General features: G+C 60.4%; 19 protein-coding genes and 2 pseudogenes. 12 read left to right on the forward strand and 9 right to left on the reverse strand.

What is annotated here, in order from left to right; all coding sequences use genetic code 11:
• Positions 1-8: 8 nt before the first annotated feature.
• Together FJ960_RS29645 and FJ960_RS28045 are read right to left on the reverse strand one after the other, a co-directional pair.
• Positions 9-317, reverse strand: a complete 309-nt coding sequence (locus FJ960_RS29645; RefSeq protein ID WP_181174346.1) for a hypothetical protein — start codon at positions 315-317, stop codon at positions 9-11.
• Between the two features lie 69 nt (positions 318-386).
• Positions 387-755 (reverse strand): hypothetical protein, encoded by a 369-nt coding sequence (locus tag FJ960_RS28045; RefSeq protein WP_140718369.1) that lies wholly within the window; start codon positions 753-755, stop codon positions 387-389.
• Between the two features lie 649 nt (positions 756-1,404).
• On the opposite strand from FJ960_RS28045, the gene ligD reads away from it, so the two are divergent.
• From ligD to FJ960_RS28105, 11 genes and pseudogenes are all read left to right on the forward strand, one after another.
• Positions 1,405-3,177: a DNA ligase D gene (gene ligD, locus FJ960_RS28050; protein ID WP_140718371.1), complete on the forward strand. Its 1,773-nt coding sequence runs from the start codon at positions 1,405-1,407 to the stop codon at positions 3,175-3,177.
• A 402-nt stretch (positions 3,178-3,579) separates the two neighbouring features.
• Positions 3,580-3,699: pseudogene (locus FJ960_RS30100) on the forward strand (Crp/Fnr family transcriptional regulator); the annotation flags it as partial.
• A 669-nt stretch (positions 3,700-4,368) separates the two neighbouring features.
• A complete protein-coding gene (locus FJ960_RS28060; RefSeq protein WP_246672989.1) occupies positions 4,369-5,079 on the forward strand; it encodes a Crp/Fnr family transcriptional regulator in 711 nt (236 codons plus the stop codon).
• Between the two features lie 110 nt (positions 5,080-5,189).
• Positions 5,190-5,684, forward strand: a pseudogene (locus FJ960_RS28070) (plasmid partitioning protein RepB C-terminal domain-containing protein).
• Between the two features lie 482 nt (positions 5,685-6,166).
• Positions 6,167-6,892: a GntR family transcriptional regulator gene (locus FJ960_RS28075; protein ID WP_140718377.1), complete on the forward strand. Its 726-nt coding sequence runs from the start codon at positions 6,167-6,169 to the stop codon at positions 6,890-6,892.
• Between the two features lie 2 nt (positions 6,893-6,894).
• Entirely contained in the window at positions 6,895-7,929 is a 1,035-nt protein-coding gene (locus FJ960_RS28080; protein WP_181174344.1) for an ADP-ribosylglycohydrolase family protein, read from the forward strand.
• The gene (locus FJ960_RS28085; RefSeq protein WP_140718381.1) at positions 7,926-8,900 is read left to right on the forward strand and encodes a PfkB family carbohydrate kinase; all 975 of its coding nucleotides are present in this window, start codon (positions 7,926-7,928) and stop codon (positions 8,898-8,900) included. Before FJ960_RS28080 ends, FJ960_RS28085 begins: the two co-directional genes overlap by 4 nt.
• A gap of 39 nt (positions 8,901-8,939) precedes the next feature.
• Positions 8,940-10,019 (forward strand): ABC transporter substrate-binding protein, encoded by a 1,080-nt coding sequence (locus FJ960_RS28090; protein WP_140718383.1) that lies wholly within the window; start codon positions 8,940-8,942, stop codon positions 10,017-10,019.
• Between the two features lie 26 nt (positions 10,020-10,045).
• Entirely contained in the window at positions 10,046-10,915 is an 870-nt protein-coding gene (locus FJ960_RS28095) for an ABC transporter permease (protein WP_140718385.1), read from the forward strand.
• Positions 10,915-11,703 carry an ABC transporter permease gene (locus FJ960_RS28100; protein ID WP_140718387.1) on the forward strand — a complete coding sequence of 263 codons (789 nt, stop codon included), beginning with the start codon at positions 10,915-10,917 and terminating at the stop codon, positions 11,701-11,703. Before FJ960_RS28095 ends, FJ960_RS28100 begins: the two co-directional genes overlap by 1 nt.
• Positions 11,703-12,767 (forward strand): ABC transporter ATP-binding protein, encoded by a 1,065-nt coding sequence (locus tag FJ960_RS28105; RefSeq protein WP_140718389.1) that lies wholly within the window; start codon positions 11,703-11,705, stop codon positions 12,765-12,767. The genes FJ960_RS28100 and FJ960_RS28105 overlap by 1 nt, the downstream gene beginning before the upstream one ends.
• Before the next feature lie 1,559 nt (positions 12,768-14,326).
• On the opposite strand, the gene FJ960_RS28115 is transcribed toward FJ960_RS28105, so the two are convergent.
• Positions 14,327-14,605, reverse strand: a complete 279-nt coding sequence (locus FJ960_RS28115) for a hypothetical protein (RefSeq protein WP_140718391.1) — start codon at positions 14,603-14,605, stop codon at positions 14,327-14,329.
• A gap of 178 nt (positions 14,606-14,783) precedes the next feature.
• Here FJ960_RS28115 and FJ960_RS28120 point away from each other — a divergent pair, with 178 nt between their 5' ends.
• Positions 14,784-16,127 carry a phospholipase D-like domain-containing protein gene (locus tag FJ960_RS28120; RefSeq protein WP_246672991.1) on the forward strand — a complete coding sequence of 448 codons (1,344 nt, stop codon included), beginning with the start codon at positions 14,784-14,786 and terminating at the stop codon, positions 16,125-16,127.
• Positions 16,128-16,357: 230 nt separating this feature from the next.
• On the opposite strand, the gene FJ960_RS28125 is transcribed toward FJ960_RS28120, so the two are convergent.
• From FJ960_RS28125 to FJ960_RS28145, 6 genes are all read right to left on the reverse strand, one after another.
• On the reverse strand, positions 16,358-16,597 hold the full coding sequence (locus FJ960_RS28125; protein WP_140718393.1) for a hypothetical protein: 240 nt from the start codon (positions 16,595-16,597) through the stop codon (positions 16,358-16,360).
• 144 nt (positions 16,598-16,741) lie between these two features.
• A complete protein-coding gene (locus FJ960_RS28130) occupies positions 16,742-17,176 on the reverse strand; it encodes an FAD-dependent oxidoreductase (RefSeq protein ID WP_181174345.1) in 435 nt (144 codons plus the stop codon).
• A gap of 150 nt (positions 17,177-17,326) precedes the next feature.
• Positions 17,327-17,791 carry a hypothetical protein gene (locus FJ960_RS28135; RefSeq protein WP_140718397.1) on the reverse strand — a complete coding sequence of 155 codons (465 nt, stop codon included), beginning with the start codon at positions 17,789-17,791 and terminating at the stop codon, positions 17,327-17,329.
• Positions 17,792-18,297: 506 nt separating this feature from the next.
• On the reverse strand, positions 18,298-18,432 hold the full coding sequence (locus tag FJ960_RS30230) for a hypothetical protein (protein WP_281406157.1): 135 nt from the start codon (positions 18,430-18,432) through the stop codon (positions 18,298-18,300).
• A 64-nt stretch (positions 18,433-18,496) separates the two neighbouring features.
• Entirely contained in the window at positions 18,497-19,351 is an 855-nt protein-coding gene (locus FJ960_RS28140; RefSeq protein ID WP_140718399.1) for a PRC-barrel domain-containing protein, read from the reverse strand.
• Between the two features lie 796 nt (positions 19,352-20,147).
• Complete coding sequence (locus FJ960_RS28145; protein WP_140718423.1) at positions 20,148-21,854, reverse strand: DNA polymerase/3'-5' exonuclease PolX; 1,707 nt, start codon at positions 21,852-21,854, stop codon at positions 20,148-20,150.
• Positions 21,855-21,864: the final 10 nt, after the last annotated feature.

The raw sequence follows: 21,864 nt of genomic DNA on the forward strand, positions 1-21,864 counted from the left end.
CGCGCTGATCAGCCCGGCCCATGCCGGAGAGCACGGCGACCAATGCCGCCAGCTACACCACGCCGCGGGACACGATCATCAGACCCGTTGCGTAATAGTTCGAACGTGACTTTTACCACAAAGAGCGGTTTGCTGGTACCCTCATGTACATGCAAGGCGACCTCTCGGAAGGTGCCGTCCGGCATTTTGTCCTTTGCTATTTCCAGCAGCGCCCTTGCTGCCTCATCTTCAGCGGATACCAGGCTCGGAAGGTCGGTGCCTTCGGTGTCCGGGTAGGCGGTTCCGTTATCGGTTAGATCGAAATAATAAAGCACCATTGGAGTCGAACAAAAAGGCGTACCCTTTGTTCCTTCGACCCTAAGCTCCACCGCGCGGTGGTTAGCGCCTTACTTCCTGATGATCCAATCCACCAACGCAGGCTCGACACGCTCGGACCCGGTAAACTCGTGAACCAGGTACTGAGCGACGGCGCGCCATTGAGACCTTGGCGTCTTCACTTCCACGACCAAATCCTCAAAGACCTTGCGGACGATGTCTGCATCCCACGCGGATACCCGGTGGTGCTCAGCGTCTCTGAGTGCCTCCCCTATCTTGCGCTGGCGAAGCCGCTTTAGAAGCTCGCGTGATGCCGCGATTGCGCGCCGGGTTTGGGCTATGTCACCGCGAAGTGAGGTAATGTCGGCCATAGAACGGTGCTGAGACAGGAAGCTGGCGTCAATCATCGCCTGCGCCATGTCTATATGGCTTACGATCATAGCTACCTCCCAATAGCTAAGACTCTAGCTGTGTAAGCTAATGCAGCCCGTAAAGGATTCAAATGTCGGTTTGATACCAAGGGAATAAGGGTGTGGCCCAGCTCAGTGTGGCTTCCCTGTACTCGTCGACGGAAATTCGAGGATTGTCGCAGGTCACTCCGGCTGCAGAGGCTCATGGCTAGGCACTTTACGCCAGAAGACTTGACGCAAATCCCGCCGATCGACCGGCTGACCGCATCCGGGACAATTCTAGGAAACGGGCACCTCGTGGAGGACGATCTTAGAGTGCAGCAGCCCCTGAGCTGCGCATCAAAATTCATGGAGCAAGTTAGCCAAAACCGATCACCCTCCCGGTCAGCGCCTCGTTGCTGACGTCAAAAGCGGCCGTTTCGCGGCCTCTCTCCCTTTTTGGCCTGACGGACGAATTAGCTGCCGGTGTATCGCACAAGTCCACCAATTGAGGATTGTATTAAAATGATACACCCGCGTACCGACAACCGGGGCACGCGCGGAGCTGCCCGACGTAGGTCGCGTGGCGCGGTTCTCCTCCCTTCAGACTGGCTCCGCAAGCCCGTTATATGCATTTTTGCTAAAGTTCTCGGAACTGATTGCCGTCGCACGGTTTGAGGGTTCCGGGAGTCGCGAGCACATGAGCAGGACCGAAGACCGGCTGTCGTTCATCGAGTTTCAATCGCCGACGCTGGTGGAGAAAGCTCCTGATGGCGGCAACTGGCTTCACGAGATCAAGTACGACGGCTACCGGACTCAACTTATCCTCGAAGGTGGAACAGCGCGAGCCTTCACCCGGCGAGGCTACGACTGGTCGCATCGGTACAAGAGAATTGTTCAGACGGCGGCGAGCCTGCCGGTGAAATCCGCGATCATCGATGGTGAGGCTGTGGTCTTAGGCGATACCGGGCTGCCGGACTATCAAGCCTTGGAACGGGAGCTAGGCAGTCCGAACTCGTCGAGGCTCATGTTCTACGCGTTCGACCTGCTTCATCTCAACGGGCGCGATTTCCGGCAGCAGCCGCTTTCGGAACGCAAGGCTGCGTTGGAGAAGCTGCTCAAAGATACAGCTCCGACCCTGACCTATGCCGAGCATCTGGAGGTAAGCGGGAAGGACATGTTCGCCCACGCCTGCAAGATGGGGTTGGAGGGCATCGTCTCCAAGCGCGCCGATTCCCCCTATCGCTCCGGCGTCCAGACAAGCTGGGTCAAGATCAAATGCATCAAGAGCGACACCTTTCCCATCGTGGCTTTTGTCGAGAAGCTTGGCGCTCACCCGCGTCGCATCGCCTCGCTCTACATCGGCAGGCCTGAAGGCGACCGGCTGGTTTATGCCGGGAAGGCGCAGAGCGGCTACAGCTTGATCACCGCGCGGCAGGTCCGCGAGCGGCTCGACCCGCTGATTATCGACAAGTCGCCATTGTCGGAGCCGATCGACAAGCCCAAGGCCACATGGGTTAGGCCGGACGTTCTGGCCGAGGTGCAGTTCAGCGGCGTGACCGACCGCGGCATCTTGCGGGAAGCGGTATTCAAGGGCCTTCGTGAAGACCTCGTCACGATCCCCGCAAAGCCGCCCGCCCCATCTAAGCGGCGGCACGAGGCCAACGAACGCGGTGTGCCTCGTGAGAACATCCTGCAGCTGCTGCCAGACGCGGTGTCGCCTTCCAAGCATGAGCTTAGGGGCTACTGGGAGCAGGTTGCCGACCAAGCTCTGGTTCATCTCAGCCACAGACCGTTGAAACTGGTCCGGCATGCCCATGGGGCGACTTTCTATCACAAGGGCCCCTTGCCCGACATTCCGAGGGCCGTGCATCAGTTACGCGTCCAGAAGCGCGAGGGAGGCGAAGGAGTGCGCGTGTGGGTCGACGATCTTGCTGGTCTGCTCGGGCTGGTCGAAATGGATGCGGTGGAGCTTCATCCTTGGAACGCCACCATTGATGACATCGATCGCGCCGATCGCGTGGTTCTCGACCTCGACCCAGGCGAGGGCGTCGAATGGAAGCAGGTGATCGAAGCGGCCCTGGCGCTTCGCGACATCATGGAGGCTGCAGGTCTGAAGAGTTGGCCTAAGGTCACCGGCGGCAAGGGCATCCATTTGATGGCGCCTATTGAACCAAAGATGACCCACGACAGCGCCCGGCAACTAGCCAAGTCGCTTGCCCGAAGTCTTATCAACGTTCAGCCCGACCGTTACCTTTTGTCCGCTGCACCGGCAGCACGAACGGGACGCATTTTCATCGACTACCTTCGCAACGGGAGAGGCAACACGGCCGTAGGTGCGTTCTCCCCACGAGCCCGCCCCGGGTTTCCAATCGCGCATCCAGTGACATGGGCTCAGGTTGAGCGGTCCATTCGGCCCGACGCCTTCACCATGGATCATCCGTTCAGGGCAGCCACTAGGAAGGCAGCCTGATCCGGCGAGGACCGGAGCAGCGAACCTGGATCAGAAGTGGGAGCTGCCGTCAGCAAATCGCAGCGAACCTCAAAGTTCCGCACGAGCTAACAAACCACGGGTTCGTATCGTAGCCGAGACGCGGTTTTCGTTTTCGGTTGGAGGCAATGCGGCTCTCCCGACGAGTTGGCGGGCTTGGGGATCGGTCCAGCCGCGATTCTCACCGCGTTCTTTGGCGGGTTATTCTGCCTGAGCGCATTTCTGGCTTTGGGATTGCTCCTCAGGGTGCAGGGTTCTCACCGACAGCACTGGCTGGGATCGTTTCCGCCAGCATTGCTGGCGGGTTGATCGGATCAATGGCAAGTAGACAGGGCGCGGAACCTTTCGAGGGGATCGTCTTAGTGACGGCGCGCATCAACGGCGCTAGCGACGGTGTTTTGGCTCTCTACTCTGATGGACGCAGCGAGCTATCGAGAGTGGGTCACCAACGTTGGAAGGCGCGACGCCTATGCTCGGACGGCGCACATTGTGTGCGAACTCATCGTCAGCTCGGTGTTACCCTCAAGTTCCGCTCACCAATGCTTGCCAGGTTCTACCCGTTTGGTTGAGGCGCGAGAGGTGGCGTATTCGGGTCCGGGCAACCAAGGGTCGACAATTGACCACATCGAGAGGGCCGATCGCCAACGCTGCCATAACGTTCCACGAGTTTTGCGAATCCGTAGGCGAACGCGAAAAGAAGCGCCAAGAAAACCACTATTCGGACGGCCATAAGGGATTGTAGCAGATCGGCACTGGCGCAGCAGTCCGCAAAAAAGCCTGCAACAGGAAGTGGGGCGACAGACGCCGGTTGGCGGGATAGACGCCGGTCGCCTTCAAGGATGGGGACCATGGATTCAGCAAACTGCGTCGCGATGGTCCTCGGACAAGTAGAGGCGATTCGCACAAGAATAGCAATTGGCCCGAAGTGCCTCTGTCCGGTCTTAAATCTCTGGGACAGATGGCTTGGCGAACGTCCGACGGAAGGAATAGCCTGAAGGGTAATGCCATAGGCTAGCTTGACGGTGATGTGCGGCCACTGGCTTTGCAAGCCGCTCGCGCTTTTTTAGCAGGCGCGATCGCCGAAAAGCGCCGGGAACATTAGTGCCCCATGCAAGTTCGGCATCTAACTCAATCCGGTCACTGAATTTGGCACATGTCCCTTCCCCGAACATTATGATCCGCAAGCTCCAGAACATCTCTGATCTCACGCAGTCAGACATCGCCGTTTTGGAGAGCATCCAATTCCAGACACGGGACTATCATGCCGATCAGGACATTGTGCGCGAGGGTGATCGTCCCACCAATTCATTCGTTGTCTTGGACGGTCTGGTAGGGTCCACCAAGCTTACAGGCGAGGGCAAGCGGCAGGTCACTTCGTTCTTTGTTCCGGGAGACATTCCCGATCTCCATGGATTGCATCTCTCGGTTTTGGATTGCACGTTCTCACCTCTCACGCGCGTCCGCGTGGGCCTCATGCGGCACGATGCCTTGCGGGCCATTTGCGACCAACAACCTTCCATAGCCACGGTGTTTTGGCGCTCGACTCTGATCGACGCAGCGATCTATCGAGAGTGGGTCACCAACGTTGGAAGGCGCGACGCCTATGCTCGGACGGCGCACATCCTCTGCGAACTCATCGTCCGCCTTCGCTCCGTGGGGCTCATCAGCGACCATGTAGCGGAGCTTCCGATCACGCAGGCGGAACTTGCCGATGCGGTAGGCTTATCCACCGTGCACGTAAACCGAACGCTTCAGGAACTTCGACGCAACGGGTTGATTGTCACCGAGGGTTCGCGATTTCACGCCGTTGATTGGGCCGGGCTCATTCGAGCAGGAGATTTCGACACCACCTACCTGCACCAAAAGAACGCGAGAACGTTGTGAGGGCGGGCTCGATGGCGAGATATTTCTTTGACGCCGGCGACAGCAATGCGGTCATCAAAGGTGAGGTAGGCATCGAATGTGATGGGATCGTGGCAGCACGTCGTGAGGCCATGGAAGGCCTGATCTTCGGCTTGCTGCGGCATGTGCTTCCGGCCAGGCAATTGGGGATCGCGAGGCTGATGATTGCCATGGACCGGGTCACATTCACATACGGGAAGATGCTCGTCGCCCTTACGCCACAGGGGATGCTGGCCGAGGGTTTTAATCCGGCGATGATTGCCAACGTGTCTGAAGATTAACTGGGAGCGCTGACGCCGGAGCTTGGCAGGCTAAGCCATGAGTTTCTGGGCGCTGTGGAACGACGTGGCTCTGTGAGCCTGGAACTGTTAGCGACCGGCCGCTACTTTGACCGGCTGATGGATAATTCCAAGGTGGTACGATATTTGGCTCATAATTTCCCGGCCAATTTGACGAGTTTTACAGCCTGTCGATGCCCGGCTTCAAGTCACCAGTTCGCTTTTGGCGTAATGCTGCTGACCTTTGCCCGTTGGCCTCACTCCCAACCGGAGAATGCTTCCATTCAACGTCCGGGTCCGTGCATGTAAGCAATCGCTTGTAGGGAAGGCCACGCGCGAAAGCCAGCTTATAGCGCGGCCACGCAAGGGCTGGACGTCGTGGACAAAGGTCTGGGCGATCACGACATCGAAAGGTGCTGGTGGGAGGCCGCGTGCTGCGTTTCCTGAAACTCAACGTCTCATGCTAGTTCGACGGCTCGGAACTGGTCAGCATCTGGCATTGGGATATCCGCAGGAAAAGTGGACTATGAAGATCGGGCCGACCGACTGGCAGCCTTTGCGCAGTCAACAGGCTGGCCCGTGAGACAGAGAGGCAGGCGAACTCGACCTATACCAGGAGCGGGTCCGAGCAGCGGTCCCTGGAGGCCGTAGCGAGGCGCTCCCGACCACGCCTGGGAATGCTGCGTTCGGCCGGCTCGCGCAAATACTGCGGGCAGGCAGTGCCCCGTTGACGGTTGTTCTCAGATAAGCTATTGAACAGGACCATACAGGTTCACTGAACAGGTATCAATATGGCTCGTCGCGCGATGCAACGCACTCCCGGCACGGGCAAGCCCGAGCAGATCGCCACGGTTCTGGAGCATGAGATACGCTCCGGCCTGCTTGGGTTCGGCGACCGCCTGCAGAGCGAAAACGAGCTCGTCCAGCGCTTCTCCGTCAGTCGCAACACAGTCCGCAAGGGGCTCGAAGAATTGTCGAGCCGGGGGCTCATCACAACCAAGGTCGGCATAGGATCCTTTGTCACCTTCGACGGCATGCCGGTCGATGACGCGATCGGCTGGTCGCGTGCGCTTGCCAATGCGGGCGCCAATGCCGAGACCCGCACATTGCGGCTCGAGATTATCGAGGACGCGGAACTTGCGGCCAGGCTCGGGGTTGGGAGTTGGTCCTTCATCGCCGTCGATCGCGCCCGCACCAATGCCGATGACGGCCACGCCATCTCGATTGAGCGCAGCCGCCTGCCGCTGTCGCCCGAATTGGAAGACATACCGCTGCGCGGCTTGCGCGAAGGCTCGCTGCACCAGACGCTGCGCGGGGCAGGACTTGTTCCCGATCATGGCGAGGAATGGGTCGACGTCGAAATGCTGAGCGCTGCCGACGCCGCGATACTCGGTTGTGCGCCCGGCACGCCCTTCCTGCGTACACGCCGCCTGACGCGCGCCGCTGACGGACGCGCCATCGAATTCGTCACCAGCCTGCTCAATCCGGCGCATTTCGCGCTCCATCTGGAGTTCTGAGCATGGCGGACGCTGCCTTGATGGATCGGGCAATGGGGGCGCTGATCGGCGGGGCGCTTGGCGATGCGCTGGGCATGCCGACACAACTTCTGTCGCCGTCTCGCATCGCCGAGCTCTACGGCCATGTCGAGGATTTCGTCGCGCCTGCCGCCGATCACCCGGTGTCGAAGGGGCTGCCCGCCGGCACGGTTACCGACGACACCGAACAGGCGCTGCTGCTTGGGCGCATACTTGTCGAGTCCGGCGAGCGCTTCGACCATGCGCGCTGGGTCAACGCGCTGCTCGACTGGGAGCGCGACGTCAAGGCGCGTGGCAGCTACGACCTGCTTGGTCCGTCGACCAAGCGCGCCATCGACGCCATCAACAGCGGTGTGCCCGCCGACGATGCCGGCCGCGGCGGCGACACCAACGGCGCGGCGATGCGCATCGCGCCGGTCGGCATCATGGTGCCGCCGGAGCCGCTCGATGCCCTCGTCGCCAAGGTCGCGCAAACCTGCCGGGCCACGCACAACACCTCGATCGCCATTTCATCGGCTGCCGCGGTCGCTGCCGCTGTCAGTCTCGGTATTTCGGGTGGCGACTGGCGCGCCGCTTGCGGCCACGGGGTCGCAGCGGCAAGACTTGGCGCCTCGCTCGGCCATTGGGTCACCGGCGGCGACATCGCTGCGCGCATCCTCTGGGCACAGGACCTTGTTCGCGGCAAGGGTGAGAAGGAAGCGATCAAGCTGATCGTCGACCTGGTCGGCACGGGCGTCGCAAGTCAGGAATCGGTGCCGACGGCATTCGCGGTGCTGGAGGTCGCGCAAGGCGATGCATGGCGGGCTGCGGTCATCGCAGCCAATCTCGGCGGCGACACCGACACGATCGGGGCGATTGCCGCCGGCATGGCCGGCGCCTGCGCCGGTCTGTCGAAGCTGCCGCAGGATCGCATCTGCGAACTGCATGGTATCGACGTCGCTGACGTCCGCACGTTGGCTCTCGATCTGGTCGCCGCGCGTCATTCCAAGACTGGCCCAGGCAAGGAGGACGCCGCATGAGGGGACGGCTCGTCCATGTCGGCAGCGCCGTGGTCGACTACGTCTACCGCATCGATGCCTTGCCGGCGGCGGGCACGGAAAAGACCGCGACGAGCTACGCACGGGTTGCCGGCGGCGGCTTCAACATGATGGTCGCGGCAAGTCGCACCGGCATGAAGGTGGTATTCGGCGGCCAACTCGGCACCGGTCCGGACGGCGACTTCCTGCGGGCCGCTTTCGCGGCCGAAGGCATCGAGACGCTGACGCCGCCGTCGCCCTCGATGGACAGCGGCAATTGCGTCGCCATGATTAGCGGCGACGCCGAACGCACCTTCGTCTCGTGGCCAGGGGCCGAGAGCCAGCTCACGCTGGCCATGATGGCGCCTGTCACGATCATGGCGGGGGACTGGGTTTTCACCTCGGGCTACACGCTGAGCTATCCCGACAGCCGCGATGTGCTCGCCGACTGGATCGAGGCGCTACCGGCCGGCATTCCTTTGGTCTTCGACCCGACGCCGGTGATCGCCGACATTCCGCGGCCAATCCTGAACAGGGTGTTGGTGCGGACGACCTGGCTGAGCTGCAACACCAACGAGGCCGCCGAAATCGCCGGCACCGGCGATGCCCAGACCGTCGCGATCCGATTGCTCGCCGAGCACTGCCCCAGGGCCGAAGGCGTCGTCATCCGCGCCGGTGCGCATGGCTGCCTCGTGCGCATAGCCGATGGCGGCACTCGCGCGGTGCCCGGTTTCGAGGTGGGGGCCGTCGATACCAATGGCGCCGGCGACACGCATATCGGCGCCTTCGTCAGTGCCTTGTCGCGCGGCATCCCGCCCTGCGAGGCGGCCCGCTACGCCAACGCTGCGGCAGCCCTTTCAGTCACCCGCCATGGCGGGTCCTCGGCACCCACGCATGAAGAAACCCAGGAATTCCTGACCCAGCACGCCCAAGCAACGACGGCGCATGGCCGGGAGGAAGCGACTGCAACTTAACAAGTCCATCAACCGGGCAAACAATGAGAGGAAGAAAACATGCGCATGCCCAGACTGACCGCTTTTCTGACGGCGACCGCCGTCTTCGTCTCAGCATTCATGGTTTATGCATTCCCTTTGGCTGCACAAGCGGCCGAGGAAGTGCATGTGCTCAACTGGAAAGGCTATGGCGCCGACGAGCCGTGGGCGGTCGCCAATTTCGAGAAGGCGACCGGCTTCAAGGTGGTCAACGACTTCTTCAACTCCGAACAGGAGATGCTGACCAAGATCCGGACCAATCCCGGCCTCTACGACGTCGTCATGATCAACGCCGCCTTCAACGACCAGGCGATGACCGGCAAGCTGATCCAGCCGATCGATGTCTCAAAACTCTCCAACTATGCCGACATCGCCAAGGACAAGGCCGGTTCGCCGATGCTTGACCATGACGGCAAGGTCTATGGTGTGCCCTGGGTGTGGGGCCTGACAGCGCTGGCCATCAATGACAAGTCGTTCGACAAGCCGCCGACGAGCATCGCCGAGATGTGGAACCCAGCCCATAAGGGGCGCGTCATCATCCGCGACGACGCCGTCGAGGCGGTGCAGTTCGGTGCGCTGGCTTCGGGACAGAACATCAACGACATCAAGGATATGGAAGCGGTCAAAGCGAAGCTCACCTCGCTGATGCCGCAGATCAAGACCTTCTGGAGCTCGGAGAACGACTGGAACCAGATGGTCGCCTCCAACCAGATCGACATCGGCACCTATTGGAGCGGCTCGGCCGATCGCGCCAAGACGCATTTCAAGTTGCCGGTCTCGCTGGTCATCCCGCAGGAAGGCTCGGTTGCCTGGCTCGACGCCTTCTCGATCCCGGTCGGCTCCAAGAATGTCGCCGGCGCCGAGGCCTTCATCAACTACATGATCGATCCGAAGTTCTACGTCGAATGGGTCACCAAGGTCGGTGCTCCTGTTTCCGCCAACACCAAGGCGGTCGAGGCACTGCCCGGGGATGCCTTCAACCGCAAGGTGATGGGTGATCCGGAGGTCGCCAAGCGCATCCAGTTCCAGGCGCCGATCACCGACGAGCAGCGCGAGAAGTACCTGGCGCTATGGCAGGAGCTGAAGGTCAACGTGAAGTAACGGGCCTCTTTCGGAGGAGAGGCAAAATGGCTGACCAGCTTGCGATCGGTTCGCGCCGTGGATTGAGGCCCGCCCTGCCGCTTCTCCTGCCCGTCTATCTGTGGCTGACGGTGGCGATCTTCTTGCCGCTGTCGGCGATGGTGTTCTTCTCCTTCATGACCGACCTGCCCCTGGCCGGGAAGGAGTGGTCGTTCACGCTCGGCAACTACACGGCCTTCTTTTCGCAAAGCCTCTATTCGAAACTGCTACTCGCGTCGCTGCGTCTCGGGCTCGAGGTCACATTATGGTGCGTCGTCATCGGCTACCCGGCAGCCTATGTGCTGGCCAAGGTGCTGAAGGGCCGCAGCCGCGAGGCGATCTTCCTGCTCGTCATCCTGCCCTTCTGGTCGAACGGGCTGGTGCGCATCTTCTCGTGGGCCATGGTGCTGCGCGAAGGCGGCATTCTCGATACGGCGCTCAACGCGGTGCTGCCGTTCAAGATCAACATCGATCTGATGTATTCCTATCCCGCCGTCATCATCGGCCTTGTGCACTCCTACGTGCCCTACATGGTTCTGACCTGTTACCTGACGCTGCAGGCCATCGACGACTCGCTGATCGAAGCCGGCCGGTCGCTCGGCGCCACGCGGCGGCAGGTGCTGTGGCGGGTGATCATCCCGCTGTCGATGCCTGGCCTGATCGCCGGTTCAGCGCTGATCTTCGTGCCGGTGGTAGGCTCCTTCATGGAGCCACGCATCCTCGGCGGTCGCACCGGCACCTTCTACGGCACAGTCATCGAGGACCAGTTCGTCGCCGTCTTCAACTGGCCGCTGGGTGCTGCGCTGTCCTTCATCCTGCTGGCGGTCGTGCTGATCATCCTGGCGCTGGCCGCTCCAGTTTTGCGGAGGGCAGGCTGATGGCGACGACGCGCATCCTCGAATGGCTGGGGCGCTTCTACATCGTACTGCTGCTCGCCTTCCTCTATCTGCCGATCATCATCATGGCGCTGATGTCGTTCAACACGTCGCCCTTTTACCAATTGCCGTTCGAGTGGACGACGGACTGGTACGCTTCGCTCTGGCAGAACGACCAGCTGATCGCGGCGACCTGGAACAGCATCGAGATCGCCGTCATCACCACGATCATCTCAACGGTGCTGGGCGTGATGGCTTCGCTCGCGCTCTACCGCTACGAATTCCGCGGCAAGAAATTCCTGCAGGCGCTGCTCTTCCCGCCTATCGCCATTCCGTGGCTGATCACCGGCACGGCGATGCTGATCTTCTTCTTCGGCGTCGGCATCGGTCGCGGGCTCGTCGCCATCCTGCTCGGCCATGTGGCGCTGGCGCTGCCTTATGTGATCGTCGTCGTCTCTGCCCGGCTGCAGACCTTCGCGCCGGAACTCGAAGAGGCGGCGCGTTCGCTCGGTGCCAACCAGTGGCAGGTGACCATGCGCGTCACGCTGCCCTGGATCATGCCTGGTGTGATCGCCGGCGGGCTGTTTGCATTCGCCGTGTCGTTCGACCAGTTCGTGGTCTCGTATTTCCTGTCGACGCCCGGCCAAACGACGCTGCCGGTTGAGATCTATGCCGCGATCCGCAAAGGCTTCACGCCCGAGATCAATGCGGTCTCGACGATCATCATTGTCGTATCCATGGCGCTGATGCTGCTGACGGCACGCTTCTTCAAATTCGGCGGAGAGAAATAATGGCCGGCGTCGAGGTAGCTAACCTCTCCCGCAGTTTCGGCGCGCACAAGGCGCTGGACGATGTCTCGATCGATTTTGCCGATGGCGGCTTTTACGCGCTGCTCGGCCCCTCGGGCAGCGGCAAGACGACCCTGCTGCGCCAAATCGCCGGCTTCGACTTTCCGGATACCGGCCGCATCGCCATCGGCGGTGAAAGCGTCGAGCGCGTGCCGGTCGAAAAGCGGCGCATCGGCATGGTGTTCCAGAACTATGCGCTGTTTCCCAATATGAGCGTCGCCGACAACGTCGCCTTTGGGCTTTCAGTGCGCGGGGAAGCGAAGGCGACGATCGCCACGGAAGTGCAGCGCGCGCTCGACCTCGTCCAGCTCGGCAAGCTCGGCGGCCGCCGGCCGCATCAACTCTCCGGCGGCCAGAGGCAGCGCGTGGCGCTGGCACGCTCCATCATCACCAAGCCGCGCGTGCTTCTGCTCGACGAGCCGCTCGGCGCGCTCGACAAGGCGCTGCGCGTCGACATGCAGATCGAATTGAAACGCATCCAGCGCGAGATCGGCATCACCACCATCTTCGTCACCCACGACCAGGAAGAGGCGCTGACGATGAGCGACCGCATCGGCATATTGCGCGACGGCCGGCTGGTACAGGAGGGGCCGCCCGAAGAAATCTACGACCGGCCGCAAAGCGAATTCGCCGCGACCTTCCTCGGCGACGCCAACATCTTGCGCGGCGATGCGACCGGCAACGGCATAAAGCTACCGGACGGCACAGCGATCGCTGCCTCTGTCGGCGCGTCCGTGCCCACGGGTGCAAAGGCGAGCTGCGCCGTGCGGCCGGAGCGCATCCAGATCTCGACTGGCGCGGGGAAGTCTGATCACGCCAATGCCAACACGCTCAAGGGCCAGATTTCGAAGCGCATCTTCGCCGGCAACAACAGCACCTATTTCGTCGAACGCGGTGCCCAGACGCTAAAGGTGATCGTGCAGAATACAGGTGCCGAAAGGCTGGCCGAGGGCCAGGAAGTTGTGCTGAACTGGTCGCCGGAGAGCACGGTACTGATCGCTGCCTGAACTCGCCGATCGCGTGGCATCAGGAGAGGCCTAAATCTCTGGAATGCTCTCGCGGAAATCTCCTGAAGCCGCGGCTGGTGGAGTTCGTATAGCTGTACCACTGACAGAGCAGGGCTCTCCAGGGAGCGTCATGCATAGGTGAAGCTCATCTGATTTGGAGAGGATCGGAGCCCGAGAACGTCCGCACGTGTTAGACTAGCTCGAACCAAGCGTGGGGGAGGGAACCGACGAGCTGGTGGAGCGTGTGAGCGCTACCGAGAGCGCGGTCTCAATGCCAATATGACCAGCGTCAAGGAAGTGACGGCCGAGGTGACGCGCTGGAACTTATGGGGCTGGGGGGCACTTGGCGTCACCCGCATGGCAGCCGCGGCCCTGGCCTCCCCGTCACCGCATATTGCTCGGATATCTGGCGCGTGCTGCTGGGAGGGTGAATTTGGAAGGGCGTATGACTGTTCCTCGATAGAGCCATCACAGTTCGTGTCGAGCGGCGCATGCGGGCTGCGACCATCTTGCCGTCATCAAGTTCGGCGCACGAACGGGCCGCGTACCCATCGCAACGGTGCGGTCCAGCGCCAGCTGGTTGTCGTACCGATGTTTGTCCACGTCCCGAACGCCCCAAAGGCAGAATGCGTCCGCCGCGGGGGAGAGTTCAAAACTGCAAACCGAAGCGGAACATCAGAGCTCTCTAACGGTTCTATCTTGGTCGATTTCCAAGGTAGAGGGGCGGCCGTGTCAGCGTTTGAATTCGTGTATTTTTCTGGTTTGACGGCGAGTGATCTCCTAGGCGGCGTTGTCTCCTTGTTGGCCTGTTGTGTGCTCTACAACGTTATCGCGGAGGATCGTCCGCACCGGTAGCGCGGGAGCCGAGCGCCTGGCCCGCTGGCTTCGCAGCACGTCCCGCGCGAGCGGTGTGCCTATCGACCTGCGCGCAAGAGCGCTCAACGCTTCGAACGCCTCGCTCACCCGCTTCTGCGGTGCTTCCAGGGAAGGATAGGCCCGGTCGAGTTCTACTCCGGAGGTCGCCAAGGCTGCATCGCGATCCAAGAGATTACGCTCGCTGACATCGACCGACTGGGCGATGAAGGTCCCCAGTTGACCTCCGTAGTCCCGGTTGACCTCCGTGAGTGTCGACGAGCCTATTCAGCAACTCGGCATCCCTTGCCGCCATAATGTCGGCGCAAGGTGCATAGAACGGACGGGCCTTGCGGACCCGACTTGGATTCCGCGCGAGCCAGCCAACAGTTGCCGGCAACGGAGGTGTGATCAGGCCCTGCACACGCGCGGCACGTGGATAGGCACTTTCGAAGCGCGCAAACGTCTCGAAAATCTCCCGCACCGCGGCTGGCGCCAGTGAGCCGGCCTTCGCCTGGAAGCGCTCGAGCAATCGCCCCTCGGCGCCTGAGGCGCGAAGAACCGTGTTTCCAGATCGTCCAGGCCTTCAAATATCATCTGCTCAAAGGCGGGGTTGGCCAGCCAGGCCGGGAAGCCGCGCAAGACCATCCCAAAGTTGATAGTCGAAGCCAACCTGGGCAATCTCGCCGCCTATGCTCGGGTATCGGTCAGAGCATCGCTTCCCTGCAGCGGGCCCGCGACTTCAACGAGAAGATCGCGGCCGTCACTGCCTCGCGGCCTTCACCGGCGGCCTTGCGAAAGAGGTTCTCGGCAACCTGTCGTTGGCCTTGGTCTGAGGTGATGAAGTTCCTATCGATGTCCTTGCGCAGAGTCTTGGGATCGATGCCGATCAAACCGGCAATGTCGGGTTCCGGCACGCGGTAGCCGGGCCAAAGCCTCGACCTGACGGCGATGAAACCATCGGGTGTATGCCGCGGCCTGGCCATCAGGCAGCCTCCTGAGCCCGCTCGGCGGCAGCCGCAGACGCAATCAGGCCGCTGCTCATGAACGATGCTGGCGGCGAGGTTCATCCTCTACAATGGTGCCCACTTGCTCGTATCGGCCTTACGAGGGGTGGAACCCGCATCAATTTCAATAGTTCTTGGCAGGTCAAAGGGGACCAAAGTGCGGCCTAAAAGTTTCGGTGCATTGTCGGCTTTCAGAAATGCCGTCCCGACCGGACGGAGGTTCGCCCGTTGCCTCGACGCTCTCAAGTATGTCGCGGTGGCAATTGCCACGTGTTTCTTCACCCTGGTGGCCATAAACCTCACAGCCGAACCGCGTGTCCTGCGATCCATCGTGCCGCATCGTTTTGACGCGACCGATCCACAATTCGCGCGAAGCATGGCCGCTTATTCGCAAGGACAGGTATTCGAGGCAAACGCTGTGCAAACGCTGGTCAATGGAGATGAGATCTTCCCAGCGATGCTGCAGGCCATCCATGCGGCTCGGTCGACCATCGACATGGAAACTTACATCTACTGGTCCGGAACGGTCGGCTACGAGTTCGCCAATGCCTTGGCCGCGAAAGCGCGGAAGGGCGTCGAGGTTCGTGTGCTGGTGGACGGGGTCGGCAGTCTGCCATTCGACGAGGATCTCATCCACATCATGACAAGCGCGGGCGTGCGGTTTCAGCGCTACCGGCCTATCTACTGGTACACGCTTGACCGGGTGAATAACCGGACGCATCGGAAGCTGCTGATCGTTGACGGACGGTTCGCCTTTACCGGCGGGGTGGGTATCGCAGACAACTGGCTGGGGGACGCCCGCAACCCTGATGAATGGCGCGACACCCACTACCAGATCGAGGGCCCTGCTGTCTCCGCCTTCCAGGCAGCCTTCGCTGAGAACTGGCTCGAGACCGCGGGCGAGACTTTGCAGGGAGAGAAGTTCTACCCGCCACCGGAAGCAGCGGGAGCACTAAATGCTCAACTGGTGCTATCTTCTCAGCCAAATGGCTCCGAAGGCATGGAGCTGATGATGTTGGCTGCGATAGCCGCCGCCAAAGAACACCTTCGGATAGGGATGGCCTATTTCGTCCCCGATAACATTGCCTTGCAGCAAATATTGGACGCCAGAAAAAGAGGGGTGGCGGTTGACGTCATCTGTCCCAACGGCCTGACAGATGTTCCCATCGTTCGAAAAGGCTCTCGCTATTTCTGGGGTGATTTGCTCAAGGCCGGAGTTCGGATTTATGAGTTCCAGCCCACCATGTACCACCCCAAACTCCTGATCGTTGACGATGTATGGACGAGCTTTGGTTCAACCAATCTGGACGAGCGGTCTTTGCGGCTGAACGACGAAGCCTCTCTGAACGTCTTCGGCCGGGATTTTGCGCGCACGCAAATCGACTTGTTCAACGAAGACCTCAAGCGATCAAAGGAGATCAGTTTGGACGAATGGCAATCGCGTCCATTGAGCGAGAAGGTCACGGACTGGATGGCCAGCAGGCTGCATTCACAACTTTGATGTTTAGTCCCGGCACTTGCTAAAGCTAATTGAATTTGGAGCGTCTCGTTTGTGATGCCACGCCTTGCATATGAACTCTAGGGTAGTTTGCCGCTCATGCTGGAGACATGATGGCTCCGAGTAAATGATCTCACAGCACATGGGCTGAGGCTCGCGGAGGACTTTTGCGGTTGTGGGTCCGACACTGGTCGAACTCGCACGTTATCGACCCGCCACGGTCAGGCCCGACTTCATCGAAAAGCTGCCGGTGGACGGCCTTTCAAGCAGGATATGCTGGTCGCGACGGAGATGGCCCCAGGCCCCATCACCCCGCGCTGGCGATGGATATTCGGCTCAGAGGAAAGCGGCATGGCGTCGACGCGGCCCCCCGCCCAATGGCGCAGTATGCGGACCTCGCCCAGCTGGGGGAACATATCCAGGCAGATGTTGGCCATGTTAGCCATCACCGGAAAATCGACCTTGAGCGACATACGTGGCCGTTCGTGCACTTCCGTGCCACCGACCACCTCGCCGCGCGAGGTCTGGTGGAAATACGCCAGGCTATCTATGAGCGCGATCGCCGGCTTTATGAAGGTGCTCCAGTGCCATCGCTTCGATGCGCATGCCGAATCCGTTCACGGCACATCCGCCAGAGATGCGATATCGCGGTTGTTGGGGCCGGCGCAGGCAACGACGCATTCCGCTTCGATCCGATGCTCCCCAACCAGCACGGCGGTCACCCTCGAGGCAGTTCGCACGATCCCCGTGATTTTTGTGCGATATCGCATCTCGATCTGATTGCGATGGCAGAAAGCGAGGAGTCCCTGCATTGCGGCATGGTGCGGCGCCACCCCCTCCGCGTCTGGTGCTGTACTGCCCTGACGCGGGATTTGTTGATTGCCGGGAGGAGCTCGTCGATTTCGCGACGGGACAGCCATCCGGCTCTTCACGCCGAAGCTCTGCTGAACCTTCAGCCTTCCAGGAGCATCGCTTCGCTTTCTCCCGCCCGGAGATGCAAGCGATAGGAAGCCCGGTCGGATGAGAATGAACCGGTCGGAGCCCTTCATCATGCCATTTGCCGGCTTTCGCCCGGGCATATCCGTACTTGACGCTCGCCCGCTATTGTCACAGGTAGCGATGTCGGGGTCCAAGATATACCGTCGTTCGTGTGCTTGGACCTTTTCCGGTCACCTGCCTATTTCAGCTTGCTCGGTCGCCTCTTACTCCCTCGCGTGAGTTAAAATGCGGAATACCGGCCAATGGGCAATCGCTTCGCGCAATTTGCTGAAAAGCTTGCCTTCTTTGTTGATGGCAGACCGAACTTGAACGGCAGCCCATCCGGCTTTCATCGTCCCGCCGACATGGCAATGGCAGACAATAGCGTGCAACTGCCAATCCGTAAGCTCGAAAAAGCGCTTCGCTTCGCCATACGTATCGTTCTTCAGCCCTTCAGTCGGCAAAGTTGGATCGGCGAAAGCGATGCTCAGCGCGGAGCCGAGGGACTGGGTTTTGTCGCGCACGTCCAAGGTCATGTATTCCGTCCCGGGGAAGGCGGCGAGGCACCGCTCGGGATTTCGCTCGAGCAGCATGGCCCAGTGTTCCAAACGCTGGCGCCGCGTCATACCCGGAAACGATGCTTCGACTTCCGCGACCCCATGCAGTTCCGCAAGTGTCTGATGTTTCATGGCCGTCTCCTGTTGGCGAGGCGCTCCGCCTGCAACAGGCCGAAGTAGCCTCAGTCGTCCCTATGCAGGCGAACCTGCAGTCCGTCGGGAAGTTCCACTGGCGAGAAAATTTGACAATGCGGCTGCTCCGATTTCCCGCTGTCTCGGTACGTTAGACCATCCCATGCAACGAGTTACTTCGATGCTTGGACCAAACGCCGGAGCAACGGGTAATCCTTCAGATCCTTATAAGGCGTGAGATCTAAATCCCCAGGCAGCGAAGCTGTTCGTCATCGATCGCTTTCTCATGGATCTTGATAACGCTTTGGTAGTGCCGCCAGGTCAGGCCAGCCCCTTTGACCGCGTCTCTTCGCGCGCGAAGCGATTAAATAGACGTGCAGATGATGAAGGCGCAACTCGTCCAAGAGCTTTTCAACAATTTCGTGGCACACCGGAAACGGTTCCAGGCGCACGTCCTCGCCTCTCCATCTGATGGTACGCCGGCAGGTGTCGGTCGATGTAAATTTTCATTCCATCGCTGCTTTATCCAGCAAAAACTGGTGGCTGACCTTAGCTCGTCGATGAAGCGCGGGTGCGACATCAGACAGAACGAGGTCGCTGATATCTTCAGAGCTATGACGGACCTCGTCGGCTAGTTTCACGTCCGCTCCTGCTATTTGGCTGCCGAAGCGCCCGCCCCAAGGCGAACGCTTCGAGATGACTTTTTTACTTATTGACGATGATACGCTGCTTGTCGCGGTTTTGTGCGTAAGTTGCCTTGTCGTAGGCAGTCTGCGCCTCCAGCTGGTCCTTGGTGAAGTTCGTATAGAGGTAACGGTTGCCGTTTTTGTCGGTCATGAACTTGAGGTTCTCCATACCGACGGCGACCTCCTTTTCGCCGATGCCCAGAAAGCCGCCTACATCAACGATTATCGAGTCGACCTTCTTGTCACCGGTCAGGATAACGTCGCCGATCTCGCCGACCTTCGCATCATCTGCGCCATAGACGTTGGTTCCGATCAAATTCGCGGCACTGATTTTGTCTGACGGCATTTCGGTCAAGGTCGACTTGTCGATCGAGGCCGTCGCAGTCGTATCGGTTTTGCCATTAGCCGCTTGGCTGTCGGCCATGCTGTTGGTCGGCTGGGCCGTTGGGATTGCCGCAGTATTGTAAGCCTTCGTATCGAAATTAGGCTGAGCTTTAAGCTCATCCTTGGTCGTCTTTGCGACCAACCAGCGATCGCCCTTCTTGTTGATCCATTCAAGCTTGTTGAAGTCGTAGGCCACATTTTTTTCGCCCACGCCAAGGAAACCGCCGACGCCAATGACGACGAGTTTGGCGTTCCCGTCCTTGTCCAGGACGATGTCATTAACATCGCCGATCTTCGTCGCGTCATCGGCGCTGCTGTCATAGACCGCGGCTCCCATGATCTTCGAGACGAGTTTGCCATCAATGACCGGGGCAACAGCCTCCGTCTGGGTAGCGGGCTTGCTGGTATTTGCGGCCTGTGCACCGGCCGTGCAGAACGCTGTCGACATGAGAGCAGCCGTCGCTATCGTAGTTAGGATCTTCCGCATCATTGTGAAATTCCTCCTGTTGCCTGGTTGGCGGCGTCGGTAGCTGCCAACGCCATTTCGACCAACGAAAACAAGGCCCCTAGGTTCCGGGAGTAGGTCTATGGTCCTAACGATATAGACTGAAGGCTCATGCAGAACCTGATGCTACGTTGGCGATAGGGGCGCCATCCCTGGGCCCGCAGGCGGCATAGCATCCCAGGCGGCGTTTCGCGCGGCGCCCGGTCCCCAAGCTGGCTCTCTCATATTTTGGATCCGAACGGGACTCCGAGTTGGCCAGTTCGCCAGCACCTTCACCCCGCGACGGTCGCTCGCGCTGCGCTACGCCAACGGCTCCGCGCCAGCGCCCGTCGCTCCACCCGCCCAGCAGGGCATACCCAACGCCGGAAACGAACTCAGAATTGGATAGAAACTGGGGGCAACGTAACGTTCAGCTCATATCCGGAACGCCAGGACCTCCGGTTGGATTTGGAGCCGGTGCATAGCTCCGCCTGTAGCGATGAAGTACAGCCGAACCGCATCGACCTGATTGACAAGCCCGGCCATGACAGGCCCACGACTTTGCCAGACGATTCCGAACCTGGTCCACTGGTTCCTCGCATCCAAAACGTAAAACGCCGGTCTAACGCCGAAAAGCAGAGCGCTTCTGCATGCTCTCGCTTAAGCTGCGAGGGGCATGTTGACCGCCACAAGAAAGAGAGCGTTATGAGGTTCTTTCATCGCGTTGCCAGCGCTCCGAGGGATCACACCAGGCAGCGACTGGTAGAACCGTTGCCTGTTTGCAGCCGCTAGAGCTCGGGCCTCATGCGACAGCTTTCCGCCCAGGCGAGCGGCGCTTGCCGTCGGCCTTTGACGCGGACTTGCGCTTTGAAAGGTGCGCAAGCAGAGCTGCCAAACCCAGCGCATTGAGAACCCGCGTCCTGGGCACTCCTCCCTTGCGGGCCATCTCGACACCCCAATGCATGTGGTCGAGTTCACGGATTGAATGAGCGTCCGGATTGATGCTGAAGATGCAGCCGTAGTCGAGCGCCCTTTGATGCCACCGCCAGTCGAGATCGAGCCGCCACGGATGCGCGTTGATTTCGACAGCGACGTCATATTTTGCGCACGCTCTGAGGACCTTGGCGACGTCCAGCTCATAGCCGGGACGACGCAACAACTGGCGACCGGTCATGTGCCCGATAATTGTCGTGAGGGGATTCGCGATTGCCTCAATGATACGCTCCGTCTGCTCTTTCTTAGGCAACTTGAAGCGGCTGTGCACGCTCGCGACAACGAAATCAAACTGCTTCAAGACGTGGTCCGGATAGTCAAGCGAGCCGTCGGCCAGGATGTCTGCCTCGATGCCCTTCAGGACACGGAATTTACCACCGTACTTCGTGTTCAGCCGATCCGCGTCGCGGTGCTGTTCAGTGATCTCCTGCAGTGTGAGCCCGCCCGCGTAGTGGGCAGACTGCGAATGGTCGGCGACACCAAAGTATTCAAACCCGCGCTTACGTGTCGCTTCAGCCATTGCCTCAAGCGTTTCGGTGCCATCGGATGCGGTCGTGTGAGAATGCAGGATGCCATGCAGATCTCCGTCCCGGACGAGGGGTGGTAACTGCTGGCTCGCTGCCCGCTCAATCTCGTCCCTGCCTTCGCGCAGTTCCGGTTCGATGAACTGCAGGTCCAACGCGTCGTAGATTTCCTCCTCTGTCGCTGCTGCGATCAGCTTTCTCGCGCGATAGAGCCCGTCGGGTTTGAGGGCGAACCCTCTCTCGGTCGCGTACATCTTCAACTGCTCAAGATGGGCGGCCGAACCGGTTGCTTTGAGAAGGCTCGCGCCAAAGTGCTTCTTGTCTGTGACCACAAGTGTGAGGGTGGACTGCTCGATCGCGGTCCGCTTCTTCCCCATTGCGACCAGTGCGAGGTCGATGACCAGTTCGCAACCGCGCCGGAAATCACCGGCAATTTCCACGCGCGAAAACTCGGGATGCTCTTGCTTCACCAACACGACAGCATGTTCGAGAAGAGCGGCGGCCTTGTGCAGGTGAAGTTGTGTTTCGCCGCTTCGCGCGATGGCCAGATTGTGCAGGATCTTTGTCTGAAGCGAAGCACCGAGGCCTTTGACTGGCCGGATTCGATCTGCCTTTGCGGCGGCTTCGAGCTCAGCCAACGAGTTCACGCCGAGGGCCTGATGAAGCTTCAGGATCTTGTCGGGCCGAAGCCCTGGTATGGCAAACAACTCCATCACACCCGCCGGGACCTCTTCCCGCAGCTTCTCAAGGCGTGGATGTGTGCCCGTTTCATAGAGCTTGCGCACAATATCTGCGATCGCGTTACCGATCCCCGGGATCCTGATGAGGGCGCCCGCGGCGATGATCCGGTCGAGCGGCTGCGACAACGCAGCCAGACTGTCTGCAGCGCGCAGATATGCTTTGGTGCGATAGGGGTTGTCCCCGCGCAGCGCCGTGCGATGTCCGTATTCCCTTAGGAGGCTGGCGACTGTCCGCGAATCGGTTTTTGCCATGGTCGAGGCA

Source organism: Mesorhizobium sp. B2-3-11 (assembly GCF_006442215.1).
Taxonomy (GTDB): Bacteria; Pseudomonadota; Alphaproteobacteria; order Rhizobiales; family Rhizobiaceae; genus Mesorhizobium; species Mesorhizobium salmacidum.

Bases quoted from the DNA above. Each gene is read 5' to 3' on its own strand.
- FJ960_RS29645 (WP_181174346.1), bottom strand. From the start codon at position 317: ATGGTGCTTTATTATTTCGATCTAACCGATAACGGAACCGCCTACCCG.
- FJ960_RS28045 (WP_140718369.1), bottom strand. From the start codon at position 755: ATGATCGTAAGCCATATAGACATGGCGCAGGCGATGATTGACGCCAGC.
- ligD (WP_140718371.1), top strand. From the start codon at position 1,405: ATGAGCAGGACCGAAGACCGGCTGTCGTTCATCGAGTTTCAATCGCCG.
- FJ960_RS28060 (WP_246672989.1), top strand. From the start codon at position 4,369: ATGATCCGCAAGCTCCAGAACATCTCTGATCTCACGCAGTCAGACATC.
- FJ960_RS28075 (WP_140718377.1), top strand. From the start codon at position 6,167: ATGGCTCGTCGCGCGATGCAACGCACTCCCGGCACGGGCAAGCCCGAG.
- FJ960_RS28080 (WP_181174344.1), top strand. From the start codon at position 6,895: ATGGCGGACGCTGCCTTGATGGATCGGGCAATGGGGGCGCTGATCGGC.
- FJ960_RS28085 (WP_140718381.1), top strand. From the start codon at position 7,926: ATGAGGGGACGGCTCGTCCATGTCGGCAGCGCCGTGGTCGACTACGTC.
- FJ960_RS28090 (WP_140718383.1), top strand. From the start codon at position 8,940: ATGCGCATGCCCAGACTGACCGCTTTTCTGACGGCGACCGCCGTCTTC.
- FJ960_RS28095 (WP_140718385.1), top strand. From the start codon at position 10,046: ATGGCTGACCAGCTTGCGATCGGTTCGCGCCGTGGATTGAGGCCCGCC.
- FJ960_RS28100 (WP_140718387.1), top strand. From the start codon at position 10,915: ATGGCGACGACGCGCATCCTCGAATGGCTGGGGCGCTTCTACATCGTA.
- FJ960_RS28105 (WP_140718389.1), top strand. From the start codon at position 11,703: ATGGCCGGCGTCGAGGTAGCTAACCTCTCCCGCAGTTTCGGCGCGCAC.
- FJ960_RS28115 (WP_140718391.1), bottom strand. From the start codon at position 14,605: ATGGCCAGGCCGCGGCATACACCCGATGGTTTCATCGCCGTCAGGTCG.
- FJ960_RS28125 (WP_140718393.1), bottom strand. From the start codon at position 16,597: ATGTCGCTCAAGGTCGATTTTCCGGTGATGGCTAACATGGCCAACATC.
- FJ960_RS28130 (WP_181174345.1), bottom strand. From the start codon at position 17,176: ATGATGAAGGGCTCCGACCGGTTCATTCTCATCCGACCGGGCTTCCTA.
- FJ960_RS28135 (WP_140718397.1), bottom strand. From the start codon at position 17,791: ATGAAACATCAGACACTTGCGGAACTGCATGGGGTCGCGGAAGTCGAA.
- FJ960_RS28140 (WP_140718399.1), bottom strand. From the start codon at position 19,351: ATGATGCGGAAGATCCTAACTACGATAGCGACGGCTGCTCTCATGTCG.
- FJ960_RS28145 (WP_140718423.1), bottom strand. From the start codon at position 21,854: ATGGCAAAAACCGATTCGCGGACAGTCGCCAGCCTCCTAAGGGAATAC.